Source organism: Kitasatospora sp. NPDC057738 (assembly GCF_042798815.1).
GTDB lineage: Bacteria > Actinomycetota > Actinomycetes > Streptomycetales > Streptomycetaceae > Kitasatospora > Kitasatospora lactacystinica.
The window spans coordinates 68274-83571 of the sequence record NZ_JBHVJT010000003.1; the positions used below are offsets into that span (position 1 = coordinate 68274).

The window sequence follows — 15298 nt, forward strand, 5'->3', positions numbered from 1 at the left end:
GCCCCGCCGTCCGGGCCCACCCCCGGGGGTCTTCGGGGGCGCGTTCAGCCCTTCTTCCCGCTCTTCCCGCCCTTGCCGTCGGTGGGGATCAGCGAGACCACCACCAGCACCAGCAGGAAGCCGAGCGAGCCGAAGAGCCAGAGCTCCGACTTGGTCTCCTGCCACTTGCCCAGCCCCATCACGAACAGCAGCAGCCCGGCGAAGAACGCCACCGCCCCCATGCCCCAGCCCCCTCAGCGCATCCACTCCCCCGGTGAGATTATCTGCCGGGCGTGGGCCGGGACCATGCCCCTCGGCACGGCCGCCGAAGGCCCGGGGCACGGGCCCCGGCGGCCCCGCCCAGGCCTCCCGGCGGGCCCCGCCGGGCCTCAGCGAGCCTCGGCGGACACCCGCAGCGCCCCGTCCGGCCCGGCCAGCAGCACCGGCGTCCCGGCCCCGCCCAGGTCCCGCACGGCCGCCAGGTCCGCCTCGGCCGGCTGCTCCGCCTCGCTCACCACCGCCGCCGCCTCCAGCGACCTGGCGCCGCTGGCCACCGCCATCGCCACCGCCGCCTGGAGGGCGCTCAGCCGCAGCGACTCCAGCGCGACCGTCCCGGCCACGTAGGTGCGTCCGGTCTCGTCACGCACCGCGGCCCCCTCGGCGACGCCGTTGCGGGCGCGGGCCGAGCGGGCCAGGGTGATGATCTTCTTGTCTTCGGGGTCGAGCTCGACGATGTCACTCATGCCGCCGAGCATAGGCACCCGGCGCCGCTCAGTGGCCGACCGGGTGGGTCGGCCCCGGGTTCGGGTGCAGGACCTTGACGAAGGTCTTCGGCCCGGACGGCATCGGCTCCTCACGCCCGATGCGCTCGCGCCAGAACGGGTTGTCGTGCGGCAGGTGGCTGCTCACCCGGCCGTACATCCCGAAGGTCGTCAGGACGATCCCGAAGATGAACGCGAACAGCACGTTCGACATCCGGAAGTTGAGGATGTTCGCCTCCGGCCGCTCCAGCACCGTCAGGCCGTAGAAACCGGACAGGACGAACAGCACGCCCACCGCCATGTTGAGGTTGGACGCGAAGTTCCCCCCGATCACCGCCCCCACCAGCAGGACCGCGCCCGCCACGATGGACAGGATGCTCAGCGCCCCGTTGGTCGACAGCCCGGCGACCTGGTCGCCGTGGGTGGACAGGAAACCGGGGTGGTCGGCCAGCCCCAGGCTCCCGAACACGATCAGGAAGATCCCCCCGGCCCCCGCCCCGATCCGCCACACCATGGCGAGACGGCGGTCGACGGGCTTCAGCGTGTCTTGCAGCTTCATGGCGACCTCCAGAGCTCGGCCATGGTCTAGCTGTAGGGATGGAGCTTCTCCATGTGCGGGGTCTCGTGCATGTAGAGCGAGCCGCACTGCTGGCAGCAGCGAAGCCCGGTGCCCCACTCCTCCTCGGGCCGCGTCTCGGCGTCGTCGGGCATGTCCCGGCCGCAGAGCGCCACCGACAGGTCCTCGTCCCGCACCACGTGCCAGGACTTGACTCCGCCGGCCGCCCCCTGCGGGCCGTACTCCGCGCGAAGTTTGTGCGTCATGCCCTCCATGGTCGCTCGGCGACCGCCCGGCCGCTACTCGCCCGCCGGAGCCCCGGCGTCCTCGGTGCGGCGGACGGGGGCGGCGACCATGGAGCCGATCCGGTTGCGGCGGCCGGCCGAGGACTCGGCGGTCAGCAGGATGCCGGTCAGGCCGCCCCCGACCGGCTCGGGCAGCGGGATCTCGCAGGACGAGCCGGGGATCGGCACCCGGCCCAGGTGCTTGGCCAGCAGGCCGCCGACGGTCTCGACGTCCTCGTCCTCCAGCTCGATGCCGAACAGCTCGCCCAGGTCCTCCACCAGCAGCCGGGCGGTGATCCGGTACGAGCCGTCGCCGAGGTCCTCCACCGGGGCGATCTCCCGGTCGTACTCGTCGGTGATCTCGCCGACGATCTCCTCCAGGATGTCCTCGATGGTGACCAGCCCGGCCGTGCCGCCGTACTCGTCGATCACGATCGCCACGTGCGAGCGGCGCTGCTGCATCTCGCGCAGCAGGTCGCCGGCCGGCTTGGAGTCGGGGACGAAGACGGCCGGGCGCATCACCGCGCCGACCTCCTCGGACTCCGCGTCCCGGTTGATGTGGGTGCGCCGCACCAGGTCCTTGAGGTAGACGATGCCGACCACGTCGTCCTCGTTGTCGCCGACCACCGGGATGCGCGAGAAGCCGGAGCGCAGCGCCAGGGTGAGCGCCTGCCGGACGGTCTTGTGCCGCTCGATCATCACCAGGTCGGTGCGCGGCACCATCACCTCGCGCACGATGGTGTCGCCCAGCTCGAAGACCGAGTGCACCATCCGGCGCTCCTCGTCCTCGATCAGGTCGTCCTTCCCGGCGAGGTCCACCAGGGCCCGCAGCTCCGCCTCCGAGGCGAACGGACCCTCCCGGTAGCCCTTGCCCGGGGTCAGCGCGTTGCCGAGCAGGATCAGCAGCCGCGGGATCGGGCCCAGCACCGCGGCCAGCGGCAGCAGCACGAAGGAGGCCGCGGTCGCGGTGGTGATCGGGTGCTGGCGCCCGATCGTGCGCGGCGAGACCCCCACCGCGACGAAGGACACCAGCACCATCACGCCGAACGCCAGCAGCACGGCCTGCCAGGTCGGGCTGACGTTGCGCACGCACACCACGGTGACCAGGACGGCCGCCGCCATCTCGCTGGCCACCCGGATCAGGGTGGCCAGGTTGAGGTAGCGGATCGGGTCGGAGGCGACGGTCAGCAGCCGCGCGGAGCCGCGCCGGCCGCTGCGCACCGCCTCCTCCGCCCGGAACCGGGAGACCCGGGAGATGCCCGCCTCGGCGCACGCGGCCAGCCAGCCGAGCACGACGAGCAGCACGGCACCGAGGATGAAGCTCGTACTCTCACCACTCACAGGGGTTCGGGCTCCGCGCTCAGTGGGTGGTGGGGGCCGGGGAGATGCCGCCGAGGCCGCGGCCCGCCCGCCAGTCGTCCAGGATGCGCTTCTGGAGGGCGAACATCTCCTCCTCCTCCTCCGGCTCCTCGTGGTCGTAGCCGAGGACGTGCAGCACCCCGTGCACGGTGAGCAGTTGCAGCTCCTCGTCCATCGAGTGCTTGGAGGGGGCGGCCTGGCCCTGCTGCTCGGCGACCTCGGGGCAGAGCACGATGTCGCCGAGCAGGCCCTGCGGCAGTTCCTCGCCCTCCTTGCCGGGACGCAGCTCGTCCATCGGGAAGGACATCACGTCGGTGGGCCCGGGCAGGTCCATCCACTGGATGTGCAGCTCCTCCATCGCCGCACTGTCCACCAGGATCACGGACAGTTCTGACTGCGGGTGGATCCGCATCTTGTCCAGGGCGAAGCGGGCGACGTCGAGGATGGACTCCTCGTCGGCTTCCCAACCGGACTCGTTGGCGATGTCGATCGACATGACGGGCTGTGTGCTCAGCTTTCGGTGCGATGGGACTGTCGGGGAGCGCGGGGCGCGGTGGCCTTGCCGGGGCGCCGCTGGGCGGGCTTGCGGGGAGCCGGGGAGCCGTCCTCGGCCTCCTGCCGGGCGTCCCAGCGCTCGTAGGCGTCCACGATCCGGCCGACCAGCTTGTGGCGGACCACGTCGGTGCTGGTGAGGACGGAGAAGTGGATGTCGGGCACGTCGGCCAGGATCTCCTGGACGACCTTGAGTCCGCTGCGGGTGCCGCCCGGGAGGTCGATCTGGCTGGTGTCGCCGGTGACCACCACCCGGGAGTTGAACCCGAGGCGGGTGAGGAACATCTTCATCTGCTCGGGCGAGGTGTTCTGGGCCTCGTCGAGGATGATGAAGGCGTCGTTGAGGGTGCGGCCGCGCATGTACGCGAGCGGGGCGACCTCGATGGTGCCGGCCGCCATCAGGCGCGGGATGGAGTCCGGGTCCATCATGTCGTGCAGCGCGTCGTACAGCGGGCGCAGGTACGGGTCGATCTTCTCGTAGAGGGTGCCGGGCAGGAAGCCCAGCCGCTCCCCCGCCTCGACCGCCGGGCGGGTCAGGATGATCCGGTTGACCTCCTTGGCCTGGAGGGCCTGGACGGCCTTGGCCATCGCCAGGTAGGTCTTGCCGGTGCCGGCCGGGCCGAGGCCGAAGACGATCGTGTGCTTGTCGATCGCGTCGACGTAGCGCTGCTGGTTGAGGGTCTTCGGGCGGATCGTGCGGCCCCGGTTGGACAGGATGTTCGCGGTGAACACCTGGGAGGGCGCCGGGCTGTCCGGGTCCTGTTCCTGGCTGCGGAGCATGGCGATGGAGCGCTCCACGGAGTCCTCCGTCAGGGGCTGGCCGGTGCGCAGCACCAGCATCATCTCGTTGAAGAGCCGCTGCACGAGGGCGACCTCGGCCCGGGCTCCGGTGGCGGTCACCTCGTTGCCGCGGACGTGGATGTCGGCGGCGGGGAAGCCCTGCTCGATCACGCGCAGCAGCGAGTCCGCGGTGCCGAGCAGGGTGACCATCGGGTGCTTCTCGGGGATGACGATCCGGGCGCTGACGCGGCCGTCGTCGGCCGGTTCGGTGCGCGACTGTCCGTTGGTACGGGTCTGCGATGTGTCACTCATAGGTCGGCGCTGGGGCCTGCCTCATCCCATCCGTGGTCTCGGGTGCCGCTCGGTGTCTCCGGGGCACCAGGGTACGCCGCGAGCGTGATCGCCGTGGCGGGCGGCGGGGCCGCACCCGACGATGCTGCGGCAGATCGGAGGCCGATGCGAGCGTATTTTTCCCGTCGGCCGCGGCTCGGCGTTCCCGGGCCGGTCACGACGGGCGGCGGGCCGGGACGGGCACCCGGTCGAGGTCGGCGGCCAGCACCAGTTCCCCGTCGAAGTGCTTGCGGGCGTCGGCCAGGTGCTGGCCGAGGTCCGGGTAGCGCTGCGAGAAGTGGGTCAGCACCAGGGTGCGCACCCCGGCCTCGGCGGCGACCTTGGCGGCCTGCCCGGCGGTGAGGTGGCCGTGCTCCTCCGCGAGGCGGGCGTCGGCGTCGGTGAAGGTCGCCTCGACGACCAGCAGGTCGGCGCCCTCGGCGAGGGTGTGCACGCCCTCGCACAGCCGGGTGTCCATCACGAAGGCGAACTTCTGGCCCGGCCGCGGCTCGCTGACCTCGCCCAGCGTGACGGTGCGGCCGTCCACCTCGATCGCGCCCTCGTGCTGGAGCCGGCCGACCGCCGGGCCGCGCACGCCGAGCGCGGCGAGTCGCTGCGGCACCAGCCGGCGGCCGTCCGGCTCGGACAGCCGGTAGCCGAAGGACTCCACCGGGTGGTCCAGCCGGACGGCGTCCAGCGCGAAGCGGGCGCCGGGCGCGGGCAGCGGACCGGGCTCGTCGATCGGCCGGGGCCGCAGCACGGCCGTCTCGTGGTAGGCGGTGGAGTGCCGCAGCCGCTCGAAGTAGACCTCGCCGGAGGCCGGGAAGTAGACGTCGACGGGGTGCGGGACCCGGTCGAGGTTGATCCGCTGGATCACCCCGGCGAGGCCCAGGCAGTGGTCCCCGTGGAAGTGGGTGACGGCGATCCGGGTGATCTGGGTGGCCGTGACCCCGGCGTGCAGCATCTGGCGCTGGGTGCCCTCACCGGGGTCGAACAGCAGGCCCTCGCCGTCCCAACGCAGCAGGTAGCCGTTGTGGTTGCGGTGCCGGGTGGGCACCTGGCTGGCGGTGCCGAGGACGACGAGTTCGCGCTGGGACACCTGCGGTCAGACCATGCTCTCGGTCATCTTCGCCCCGCCGAGCACGTGGACGTGCGCGTGGAAGACGGTCTGTCCGGCGCCCGCACCGGTGTTGAAGATCAGCCGGTAGTCCTCGATGCCCTCGTCCCTGGCCACCGCGCCCGCCTCGGCGAGCAGTTCGCCGGCGATCTCCGGCTCGGCGGCGGCCAGCGCGGCCGCGTTCGGGTAGTGCGCGTGCGGGACCACCAGCACGTGCACGGGCGCCTTGGGGGCGATGTCGCGGAAGGCGAGGGTGCGCTCGGTCTTGCGCACCACGGTCGCCGGGATCTCGCCCGCCACGATCTTGCAGAACAGGCAGTCGGGCTGCGGCTCGCCGGCCATGGTTCCCTCCTCGGGATCGGTACGTCGGGTGGTGGGGCCGTACGGGCGCAGCCTAGCCGAGCGGGGCGACGGCCTGCTGGTACTCCTGGAGGTGCTTCCAGCGCACCGAGCGCATGCCGACGACGTCACCCTCGTCCGTGTCGAAGTCCTCGGTGAGGAAGGAGACCGCGAGGATGACGAAACCGATCAGCCAGCGCCTGGTGAGCCGCCAGGTGTTGGGCCGCATCACGCCCTTGCGGCGCACCACCCGCATCGCCATGACCCCCTTGCCGACGCTGAAGCCGGTCAGCCGGGCGAGCACCACCTGGTTGAGGAAGGACGCGGCCAGGCCGACGGCCAGCAGCGCCACGAAGTAGGGCACCACCGGTCCGCTCTGCACGGCGTGGCCGGCCGCGTGCCCGGTCCTCGGGCGGCTCGCGGCGTTGGCGGCGACGAAGCCGAGGCCGATCGCGAACAGCCAGTCCAGCACGATCGCCAGGAACCTCCGGCCGCCGCCCGCCTCCTTGGGGCAGGGCGGCAGCGCCCGCCGCGGCTGCTCGCTCCGCGGGTACGGGTCCGGGTACGGCTGCGGGTACGCCTGCGGGGCGTGTCCCTGCGGCGGGTACGGCTGCGCCGGCGGCTGCTGGTACGGCTGTGCCGGCGGGTACGGCTGCGGCGCGGCGTACCCCTGCGGCGGGTACGGCTGCGGCGAGTACGGCTGCGGCGAGTACGGCTGTGCCGGCGGCTGCTGGTAGGGCTGCGCCGGCGGATGGGGCTGCGGCTGCTGTGCGTAAGGATTCTGGCCGTACTGCGGCGGCGGGTAGCCCTGCGCCATGTGGTTCCCCCGTGAGCTGTGGATCAAGAAACAGCCCCGCATCCTACCCACGCCCCCGCGCCCCGGAGCGGGAAGCCGGCCGGTACGGCCTCCCGCTCCGAGGACGGCGCCCCGCTACCGCCAGGGCAGCGGCGGCGCCGTACGGGCCGGGGTCTCGGCGAGCCGCTCCAGGGCGAGCCGGACGCCCTCGGCCAGCTGGGGGTCCTCGCCGGCCGCCCAGTGGTGCGGGGCGAACGGCACCTCGACGTCCGGGTCGACGCCGTGGTTCTCCAGGCCCCAGCCGTAGTTCTCCAGCCAGAGCGCGTACTTGGGCTGGGTGACCAGGGTGCCGTCGACCAGCCGGTAGCGGCTGTCGATGCCGATCACCCCGCCCCAGGTGCGGGTGCCGACCACCGGGCCGATGCCGAGCGCCTGGACGGCGGCGTTGACCACGTCGCCGTCCGAGCCGGTGAACTCGTCGGCGAGCGCGACCACCGGACCGCGCGGGGCGTCCGCCGGGTAGGGCACCGGGTGGTCGGTGTCCCGGATGACGTCCCAGCCGATGATCCGGCGGGCCAGCTTCTCGATCACCAGCTGCGAGGTGTGGCCGCCCCGGTTGCCCCGGACGTCGACGACCAGGCCCTCCCTGGCCATCTCGCTGCTCAGGTCGCGGTGCAGCTGGGCCCAGCCGGCCGTCTGCATGTCGGGCAGGTGCAGGTAGCCCAGCCGCCCGCCGGACAGCTCGCGCACCGCGGCCCGCCGCCCGGCCACCCAGTCGTGGTAGCGCAGCGCCTCCTCGTCGGCGAGCGGGACGACCACCGGGTGGCGCCGGTCGGTGCCGTCCTTCCCGGCCACGGTCAGCTCGACCGGCTGGCCCGCCGTGCCGGCCAGCAGCGGGGCCGGGCCGGTGACCGGGTCCACCGGGCGGCCGTTGACGGCCAGCACCGCGTCGCCCGGGCGGACCGCCGCGCCGGGCGCGGCCAGCGGCGAGCGGGCCCTGGGGTCGGAGGACTCCCCGGGCAGGATCCGGGCGATCCGCCACCGCTCGCCGTCCCGGACCAGGTCGGCGCCGAGCAGGCCCTGGCGCCGGGCGGGCTCGGTGTACCGGCCGTAGGGCATCACGTAGGCGTGCGAGGTGCCCAGTTCGCCGTGCACCTCCCAGAGCAGGTCGACCAGTTCGTCGTGCGAGCCGACCCGCTCGACCAGCGGCCGGTAGCGCTCCAGCACCCCGTCCCAGTCGACGCCGGAGAGGTCGGGGCGCCAGAAGTTGTCCCGCATCAGCCGGCCGTTCTCGGCGTACATCTGCCGCCACTCGGCGGCCGGGTCGACGGTCACCCGCAGCCGGGCGAGGTCGACGGTGGTCTCCTCGTCGTCGCCGCCCTTGTGGTCGGCCGGGACGACCCGCAGCTCGCCCTCGTCCAGCACGGCCGCCCGGGTGCCGTCCGCGCTGACCGAGAAGCCGTCCAGGCCGTGCACCAGCTGCTCGACCCGGCGCTTCCTCAGGTCGAAGCGCTCCAGCACCGGGCGGGGCCGGTCGTCGTCCAAGGAGGCGGCCTCGTCGCCGAGTTCGCCCATCAGCGGGGCCCTGGTCCAGAGCACGCCGTCCTTCGCGGCGGCCAGGTCCTCGAAGCGGCCGCCCTCGACCGGGAAGGGGACGATCCGGTCGGCGATGCCGTCCAGGTCCACCCTGGTCACCGGCGCGGCGTCGGCCGCCGCCTCCTCGCCGTCCGCCTTCCGGGCCTTCGGCTCGTCCTCCTCCCCGCCGAGCGGGCGCCCGGCCCGCTGCGGCCCGAACGGGGAGGGCGTGTCGGCGGCCAGCGTGACCAGGTAGGGGCGGCAGCCGTTCGGGAAGGACAGGTCGAAGACGTGCGCGTCGTAGACCGGGTCGAAGTTGCGCACCGACAGGAAGGCCAGGTAGCGCCCGTCCGCGGTGAAGGAGGGCGAGGTGTCCACGAAGCGCGGCTGGGTGACCTCGCCGACCGTCCGGGTGGCCAGGTTGGCCAGCACGATCTGGCGCAGCGAGTGGGGGCCCATCCCGCGCACCGGGCGCGACCAGGCCAGCCAGGCCGAGTCCGGGCTGAAGGCCGGCCCGCCGGCCTCTCCGTCGGCGCTGCGGTCCAGCTCGTGCACGGCACCGTCGGCCAGCGAGACCAGCAGCACCCGGCCGTCGTGCACGCCGAGCGCGGCCTGCTTGCCGTCCGGGGAGACCACCAGCGAGTTGACCCGGCCGAGCTGCCCGGCGGCCAGCCGGCGGCGCTCGGCGCCGTGCAGGTCGGGGGCGAACTCCAGGGCGTCCTCGCCCTCGGCGTCGGACACCCACAGCACGCCCTGGGCGCCGTCCTCGCCCGGCACCACCCGGACCAGCCGCCCGCGCACGCCCGGGGTCTCGTCCAGCACCCGGGCCGGGCCCTCGCGGTGGGTCAGCCAGTGCACGCTGCCGCGCACCACCACGGCGCTGCCCCGGCCGGTGCGGTCGGGGGCGACGGAGTCCAGCCAGTGCGCGGCGGGCACCGGGCGGGGGCGGCGCCCGGCCCGCGGACCGGCGAGGCGGACGTCCAGCCGGCGCGGCTCGGCACCGTCCAGGTCGTCCAGCAGCCAGAGGTCGCCGGCCCGGTGGAGGACCACCCGGGTGCCGTCGGTGGTGGCGCCGCGGGCGTAGAAGCCGTCCGGGTCGGCGGTGTGGCGGCGCAGGTCGGTGCCGTCCGGGCCGCTGGACCACAGCTCGCCGACGCCCTCGTGGTCGGACAGGAAGGCGATCCGGCCGTCCCGCCCGCCCGGCCCGGCCACCCACAGCGGGGAGTCCAGCTGCCCGTCCAGCTCCGCGTGGACGCGGACGAACTCGTCCCGGCCCAGCCACAGCTTGCCGGCCCGCCCGCCCCGGTACCGCTTCCACCAGGCCGGGTCGCGACCGTTGACGCTGCTCAGCAGCACCCGGTCCCCGCCCGGCTCGAAGGCGAGCCCGCCGACCGGCCCGTACGGCAGCCGCTGCGGCTCGCCGCCGTCCAGCGGCACGGCGTGCGCCCAGGTGCGGCGGAAACTGGCCTCGCCCGCGGCGGTGGCGGCGATCGGGCGGCCGTCGGCGGTCCAGCCGAGCACCCGGGTCTGGTGGCTGCCCCAGTGGGTGAGCCGGCGCGACGGGCCGCCGTCCACCGGCACCACGTGCACCTCGGGCGCGCCGTCCCGGGTGGAGGTGAAGGCGAGGTGCCGCCCGTCCGGGGAGAACCTCGGGTGGTGGACCGGCAGGTGGTCCGCCGTCAGCCGCCAGGCCCGGCCGCCGTCCAGCGGGGCGAGCCAGAGGTCGTCCTCGGCGACGAAGGCGACCAGGTCGCCGTGCAGGTGGGGATGGCGCAGGTAGGCGCCCGCCGAGCTGTTCGAGGAGGTGCTCAGGGAGTCCGTCACCCGGCCAGCCTAAGCAGGTGCGCGTACGATCCGCGCCGTTTTTCCCAGACTTCCGGCGCCGCCCGCGGAGGGCTGTTACGCCCTCCCGGGAACCGCCCCGCGGGCCGCCCCGACCGCCTGCACGGCAGCCGTCACGACCAGCGGCCGGTGCGCCCGAGCAGCAGCGCGCCGGCGGCCACCCCGGCGGTCGAGGTGCGCAGCACCGAGGAGCCCAGCCGGTACGGCTTGGCGCCCGCCTCGGCGAAGGCGGCCAGCTCCTCCGGGGAGACCCCGCCCTCGGGGCCGACCACCAGCACGATGTCCCCGCCCTCCGGCAGCCCGGCGTGCGCCAGCGGCTCGGCGCCCTCCTCGTGCAGCACGGCGGCGAACGCGGCCCGCGCCAGCACCGGCGCCAGCTGCCGGGTGGTCATCGGCTCGCGGACCTCGGGGAAGCGCAGCCGGCGGGACTGCTTGCCCGCCTCCCGGGCGGTGGCCCGCCACTTGGCGAGCGCCTTGGCGCCGCGCTCGCCCTTCCACTGGGTGATGCAGCGCGAGGCGGACCACGGGATCACCACGTCCACGCCGACCTCGGTCATCGTCTCCACGGCCAGCTCGCCGCGGTCGCCCTTGGGCAGCGCCTGGACGACCACGATCCGCGGCGCGGGCTCCGGCTCCCGGCGCACGGCGGCGACCGTCACGTCGATCGCGTCCTTGCCGAGCACCTCGGCGACCGTGCCGTCCACCCCGAGTCCCAGCCCGTCGGCCAGGGTGACCGCCTCGCCCGGCTCCAGCCGCTTCACCGCGGCCGCGTGCCGCCCCTCCGGGCCGTCCAGGCGCACCACGGCCCCGGGCACGGCGGCGGCGATCCGCTCGGTCTCGACGACGAAGACGGGCGCGGTCATGACGGGGGAACCTCCAGGAGTGGGACGGGAACACGGAAGGGGTGCCGGGATCCCCCGGCACCCCTCCGCGGACGACTACCGGCCGTTGAAGGCGTCCTTCAGGCGGGAGAACAGGCCCTGCTGGCCCGGCGCGAACTGGCCGGACGGCTGTTCCTCGCCGCGCAGCACCGCGAGGCGGCGCAGCAGCTCCTCCTGCTCGGCGTCGAGCTTGGTGGGCGTCTTCACCTCGACGTGCACTATCAGGTCGCCCCGGCCGCCGCCGCGCAGGTGGGTGATGCCCCGGCCGTGCAGCGGGATCGACTGGCCGGACTGGGTGCCGGGCCGGATGTCGACCTCCTCCAGGCCGTCCAGGGTCTGCAGCGGCACCCGGGTGCCGAGCGAGGCCGCCGTCATCGGGATGGTGACGGTGCAGTGCAGGTCGTCCCCGCGCCGCTGGAAGATGGTGTGGGTGGTCTCGGCGATCTCGACGTACAGGTCGCCGGCCGGGCCGCCGCCGGGGCCGACCTCGCCCTCGCCGGCCAGCTGGATCCGGGTGCCGTTGTCGACGCCGGCCGGGATCTTGACGGTCAGGGTGCGGCGGGCGCGCACGCGGCCGTCGCCGGCGCACTCCGGGCACGGGGTCGGCACGACGGTGCCGAAGCCCTGGCACTGCGGGCAGGGGCGGGAGGTCATGACCTGGCCCAGGAAGGACCGGGTGACCTGGGAGACCTCGCCCTTGCCGCGACACATGTCACAGGTCTGCGCCGAGGTGCCGGGGGCCGCGCCCTCGCCGCTGCAGGTGGTGCAGGTGACGGCGGTGTCGACCTGGAGTTCCTTGGTGGTGCCGAACGCGGCCTCCTCCAGGGTGATCTCCAGCCGGATCATGGCGTCCTGGCCGCGGCGGGTGCGCGAGCGCGGGCCGCGCTGGCCGGCCGCGGCGCCGAAGAAGGCGTCCATGATGTCGGAGAAGCCGAAGCCCGCCGCGCCGGCGCCGAAGCCGCCGGCACCGCCGCCGCCCGGGGACAGCGGGTCCCCGCCGAGGTCGTAGACCTGACGCTTCTGCGGGTCGGAGAGCACCTCGTAGGCGGCGTTGATCTCCTTGAACCGCTCCTGCGTCTTCGGGTCCGGGTTGACGTCCGGGTGCAGTTCGCGTGCCAGGCGCCGGAACGCCTTCTTGATCTCGTCCTGCCCCGCATCCCGTCGGACGCCGAGTACCGCGTAGTAGTCCGTGGCCACCAAATGCTCCGCTTGTTCCGCCTGTAGTAGTGCTGCGACTGGACGCCACCGTTAAAAATTCTAACGGTGGCCCTTGCTAGGACTCGGCCAGGATCTGGCCCACGTACCGTGCCACCGCTCGCACCGCCCCCATTGTGCCGGGGTAGTCCATCCGGGTCGGACCGATCACACCCAGTTTCGCCACGCTCTCGTCGCCCGAACCGTAGCCGACCGAAACGATCGAGGTGGAATTCAGCCCTTCATAGGCGTTCTCCCGCCCGATCCGGACCGTCATCGCGGCGTCCGCGGTCTCACCCAGGAGGCGGAGCAGGATGACCTGCTCCTCCAGGGCCTCCAGCACCGGCTGGATGGTGAGCGGGAAGTCGTGCCCGAAGCGGGTCAGGTTGGCCGTGCCGGCCAGCATGATCCGCTCCTCGTTCTGCTCGGCGAGCGTCTCGAACAGGGTCGCCAGGACCGTGCTGACCGTCGGCCGGTCGGCCTGCTCGAACAGCGCCGGCAGTTCCTCCAGCAGCCCCGGGACCTCCGGGAGGCGCCGGCCGGCGGCTCTCGCGTTGATCCGGGCCCGCAGGTCCGCCAGCACCGTCTCGCCGACCGAGCCCGGGCAGTCGACCATCCGCTGCTCGACCCGGCCGGTGTTGGTGATCAGTACCAGCATCACCTTGGCCGGGGCCAGCGCCACCAGCTCGATGTGCCGGACGGTGGAGCGCGTCAGCGAGGGGTACTGCACCACCGCGACCTGCCGGGTCAGCTGGGCGAGCAGCCGCACGGTGCGGGCGACCACGTCGTCCAGGTCGACCGCGCCGTCCAGGAAGTGCCGGATGGCCCGGCGCTCGGGGGCGCTCATCGGCTTGATCTCGGCGAGCTTGTCGACGAAGAGGCGGTACCCCTTGTCGGTCGGGATGCGGCCGGCGCTGGTGTGCGGCTGGTGGATGTAGCCCTCCTCCTCCAGCGCCGCCATGTCGTTGCGGACGGTCGCCGGCGAGACCCCGAGGTTGTGCCGTTCCACCAGGGCCTTGGAGCCGACCGGCTCCTCGGTGCCCACGTAGTCCTGCACGATCGCGCGGAGTACGGCGAGCTTGCGTTCGTCCAGCTGGCGGACCTCACCGGCCATGGGGCACGCACCTCCGTCTTCGCACGTTGTCCGACTGTGTCCCTCACTGCTGCGGGCCGCTCCGGGAGGCCCCCGGTCTTGGCACTCTGAACGTACGAGTGCCAGAACCGTACCTGCCAGTGTAAGGCCCGGGTCCTACGGCAGGAACGGCCCGAGGGGCGTGATCCTCCCCGCAGTTCCGGACACGGCCCGCGGGGCCCCGGCGGTTCGATCCTCCCGGCACCGGGGTGGTGCCGGGAGGCCGTCCGGGTGGCAGCATCGAAAGCGACGGCGAACGGAGGAGCAAGCGATGTCGAGCTCGGGCCAGCACACCCGTTTCGCGCCCGACCGCGGCCTGACCGGCCGCATGGTCGCGACGATGTTCGTGATCGGGTTGCTGTACGTCGGTTTCACCGGCCTGCTGATCGCGCTGCTGCGCGGCGCCTGGCCACTGATCGTCCTGATCTCCGGCGGGCTGTTCGTGGCCCAGTTCTGGTTCAGCGACAAGATCACCGAACGGGCGATGGGTGCCCGCCAGGTGTCCCCGGAACAGTTCCCCCAACTCCACGGCACCGTCGACCGGCTCTGCGCCCTGGCCGACATGCCCAAACCGCGGGTGGCGGTCGCCGACAACGACATGCCGAACGCCTTCGCCACCGGCCGCAACCCGCAGAACGCGGTGATCTGCGTGACCACCGGGCTGCTGCGCCGGCTGGAACCGGAGGAGCTGGAGGGAGTCCTCGCGCACGAGCTGTCGCACGTCGCCCACCGGGACGTCGCGGTGATGACGATCGCCGGGTTCCTCGGCGTCCTCGCCGGGGCGATGACCCGGATCGCCGTGTACGGCGGGTTCATGGGCGGCGGGCGCAACAACAACGACCAGAACGCCGCCATCCTGGCGCTGATCATCCCGCTGGTGTCGATCGTCGTCTACGCGATCAGCTTCCTGCTCACCCGGCTGCTCTCCCGCTACCGCGAACTGGCCGCCGACCGGGCCGCCGCCCAGCTCACCGGCCGGCCCAGCGCCCTGGCCTCGGCGCTCACCAAGGTGACCGGGCAGATCGCGGCCATCCCCAGCAAGGACCTGCGCCAGGCGCAGCCGTACAACGCCTTCTACTTCGCCCCCGCGCTGAGCGCCCGGGAGGCCGCCTCGCAGCTGTTCTCCACCCACCCCAGCCTGGAGAAGCGGCTGGAGCAGCTGGCGAGGATCTCCGAGCAGCTCGGCCACTGAACCCGCCGAGCCCCTGACGCGAAAGGACCGCCGTGGGAATCCTGGACACCCTGTTCGGCCGCACCAAGCCCGTCAAGCCCGACCTCGACCAGCTGTTCGGCGTGCCGTCCGCCGCGCTCACCCTGGAGGCCGGGGCCGGGTTCACCCCCACCGGGCTCGGCTCGGTCTGCTTCGCGGCCGTCGAGGGCGCGGCCTTCGTCCAGGTCGAGCAGCAGGTCCGGGCCCTGCTGGACGCCGACACCGAGCGCGGCGGCGTCCCGGTGGAGGCCTCCAAGGACGACTACGGCTACTCCTGGCTGCTCGCCCGGCACCGGCCCGACGAACTGCCGGAGCTGGTCAACGACCTGCACGCGGTCAACAGCGAGCTGGAGGCGAACGGCTTCGGGCCGCAGCTGCTCTGCTCGCTGGTCGCCTTCCGCGATCCGCAGGGGCGGTCGCTGGCCCTGGTCTACCTCTACAAGCGCGGGACGTTCTATCCCTTCGCCCCGATGACCGGCGGCGGGGAGAAGCGCAACAGCCCGCTGGAGCTGCAGGTCAACGCGATGCTGGGGAACGACCTGCGGCTGGAGAAGGACCTGAGCCGCTGGTTCCCGGTCTGGGGCGCGCCGGGCCTCTGACACACCGTCCGC

The 15298-nt window shown here is 73.4% G+C and carries 16 protein-coding genes; 2 read left to right on the plus strand and 14 right to left on the minus strand.

The features are described from left to right. Window positions 1–44: 44 nt before the first annotated feature. The 14 genes from ACFVGO_RS02555 to hrcA all read right to left on the minus strand — a co-directional run bounded on the left by ACFVGO_RS02555 (window position 45) and on the right by hrcA (window position 13459). Window positions 45–221 (minus strand): hypothetical protein, encoded by a 177-nt coding sequence (locus ACFVGO_RS02555; protein WP_380348010.1) that lies wholly within the window; start codon window positions 219–221, stop codon window positions 45–47. A gap of 147 nt (window positions 222–368) precedes the next feature. Next, window positions 369–722 carry a cytidine deaminase gene (locus ACFVGO_RS02560; RefSeq protein ID WP_359903020.1) on the minus strand — a complete coding sequence of 118 codons (354 nt, stop codon included), beginning with the start codon at window positions 720–722 and terminating at the stop codon, window positions 369–371. A 28-nt stretch (window positions 723–750) separates the two neighbouring features. After that, window positions 751–1299: a DUF4383 domain-containing protein gene (locus ACFVGO_RS02565; protein WP_359903023.1), complete on the minus strand. Its 549-nt coding sequence runs from the start codon at window positions 1297–1299 to the stop codon at window positions 751–753. 26 nt (window positions 1300–1325) lie between these two features. After that, window positions 1326–1562 (minus strand): hypothetical protein, encoded by a 237-nt coding sequence (locus ACFVGO_RS02570; protein ID WP_359903026.1) that lies wholly within the window; start codon window positions 1560–1562, stop codon window positions 1326–1328. Window positions 1563–1595: 33 nt separating this feature from the next. Then, window positions 1596–2921 (minus strand): hemolysin family protein, encoded by a 1326-nt coding sequence (locus tag ACFVGO_RS02575; RefSeq protein ID WP_359903029.1) that lies wholly within the window; start codon window positions 2919–2921, stop codon window positions 1596–1598. A gap of 19 nt (window positions 2922–2940) precedes the next feature. Further along, window positions 2941–3435: an rRNA maturation RNase YbeY gene (gene ybeY, locus ACFVGO_RS02580; protein WP_359903032.1), complete on the minus strand. Its 495-nt coding sequence runs from the start codon at window positions 3433–3435 to the stop codon at window positions 2941–2943. A gap of 14 nt (window positions 3436–3449) precedes the next feature. Next, window positions 3450–4583: a PhoH family protein gene (locus tag ACFVGO_RS02585; protein ID WP_380348012.1), complete on the minus strand. Its 1134-nt coding sequence runs from the start codon at window positions 4581–4583 to the stop codon at window positions 3450–3452. Between the two features lie 193 nt (window positions 4584–4776). After that, entirely contained in the window at window positions 4777–5700 is a 924-nt protein-coding gene (locus tag ACFVGO_RS02590; RefSeq protein ID WP_359903035.1) for a ribonuclease Z, read from the minus strand. Between the two features lie 6 nt (window positions 5701–5706). Beyond that, window positions 5707–6060: a histidine triad nucleotide-binding protein gene (locus ACFVGO_RS02595; RefSeq protein ID WP_359903038.1), complete on the minus strand. Its 354-nt coding sequence runs from the start codon at window positions 6058–6060 to the stop codon at window positions 5707–5709. 52 nt (window positions 6061–6112) lie between these two features. Further along, window positions 6113–6901 (minus strand): RDD family protein, encoded by a 789-nt coding sequence (locus tag ACFVGO_RS02600; protein WP_380630671.1) that lies wholly within the window; start codon window positions 6899–6901, stop codon window positions 6113–6115. An 87-nt stretch (window positions 6902–6988) separates the two neighbouring features. Beyond that, on the minus strand, window positions 6989–10252 hold the full coding sequence (locus ACFVGO_RS02605; RefSeq protein WP_380542295.1) for a PDZ domain-containing protein: 3264 nt from the start codon (window positions 10250–10252) through the stop codon (window positions 6989–6991). A 131-nt stretch (window positions 10253–10383) separates the two neighbouring features. Further along, window positions 10384–11133, minus strand: coding sequence for a 16S rRNA (uracil(1498)-N(3))-methyltransferase (locus ACFVGO_RS02610; RefSeq protein WP_359903047.1), 750 nt, complete (start codon window positions 11131–11133; stop codon window positions 10384–10386). Between the two features lie 75 nt (window positions 11134–11208). Then, complete coding sequence (dnaJ, locus tag ACFVGO_RS02615; RefSeq protein WP_359903050.1) at window positions 11209–12348, minus strand: molecular chaperone DnaJ; 1140 nt, start codon at window positions 12346–12348, stop codon at window positions 11209–11211. Window positions 12349–12424: 76 nt separating this feature from the next. After that, window positions 12425–13459, minus strand: coding sequence for a heat-inducible transcriptional repressor HrcA (hrcA, locus tag ACFVGO_RS02620; protein ID WP_359903053.1), 1035 nt, complete (start codon window positions 13457–13459; stop codon window positions 12425–12427). A gap of 289 nt (window positions 13460–13748) precedes the next feature. On the opposite strand from hrcA, the gene htpX reads away from it, so the two are divergent. Continuing rightward, the gene (htpX, locus tag ACFVGO_RS02625) at window positions 13749–14669 is read left to right on the plus strand and encodes a zinc metalloprotease HtpX (RefSeq protein WP_359903055.1); all 921 of its coding nucleotides are present in this window, start codon (window positions 13749–13751) and stop codon (window positions 14667–14669) included. Between the two features lie 32 nt (window positions 14670–14701). Beyond that, complete coding sequence (locus ACFVGO_RS02630) at window positions 14702–15286, plus strand: hypothetical protein (RefSeq protein WP_380630672.1); 585 nt, start codon at window positions 14702–14704, stop codon at window positions 15284–15286. The last annotated feature ends 12 nt before the right edge of the window (window positions 15287–15298 follow it).

What these genes read in the sequence shown, in the direction of transcription:
- ACFVGO_RS02555 (WP_380348010.1), bottom strand. Translation starts at nt 221, where the DNA reads ATGGGGGCGGTGGCGTTCTTCGCCGGGCTGCTGCTGTTCGTGATGGGG.
- ACFVGO_RS02560 (WP_359903020.1), bottom strand. Translation starts at nt 722, where the DNA reads ATGAGTGACATCGTCGAGCTCGACCCCGAAGACAAGAAGATCATCACC.
- ACFVGO_RS02565 (WP_359903023.1), bottom strand. Translation starts at nt 1,299, where the DNA reads ATGAAGCTGCAAGACACGCTGAAGCCCGTCGACCGCCGTCTCGCCATG.
- ACFVGO_RS02570 (WP_359903026.1), bottom strand. Translation starts at nt 1,562, where the DNA reads ATGACGCACAAACTTCGCGCGGAGTACGGCCCGCAGGGGGCGGCCGGC.
- ybeY (WP_359903032.1), bottom strand. Translation starts at nt 3,435, where the DNA reads ATGTCGATCGACATCGCCAACGAGTCCGGTTGGGAAGCCGACGAGGAG.
- ACFVGO_RS02585 (WP_380348012.1), bottom strand. Translation starts at nt 4,583, where the DNA reads ATGAGTGACACATCGCAGACCCGTACCAACGGACAGTCGCGCACCGAA.
- ACFVGO_RS02595 (WP_359903038.1), bottom strand. Translation starts at nt 6,060, where the DNA reads ATGGCCGGCGAGCCGCAGCCCGACTGCCTGTTCTGCAAGATCGTGGCG.
- ACFVGO_RS02610 (WP_359903047.1), bottom strand. Translation starts at nt 11,133, where the DNA reads ATGACCGCGCCCGTCTTCGTCGTCGAGACCGAGCGGATCGCCGCCGCC.
- hrcA (WP_359903053.1), bottom strand. Translation starts at nt 13,459, where the DNA reads ATGGCCGGTGAGGTCCGCCAGCTGGACGAACGCAAGCTCGCCGTACTC.
- htpX (WP_359903055.1), top strand. Translation starts at nt 13,749, where the DNA reads ATGTCGAGCTCGGGCCAGCACACCCGTTTCGCGCCCGACCGCGGCCTG.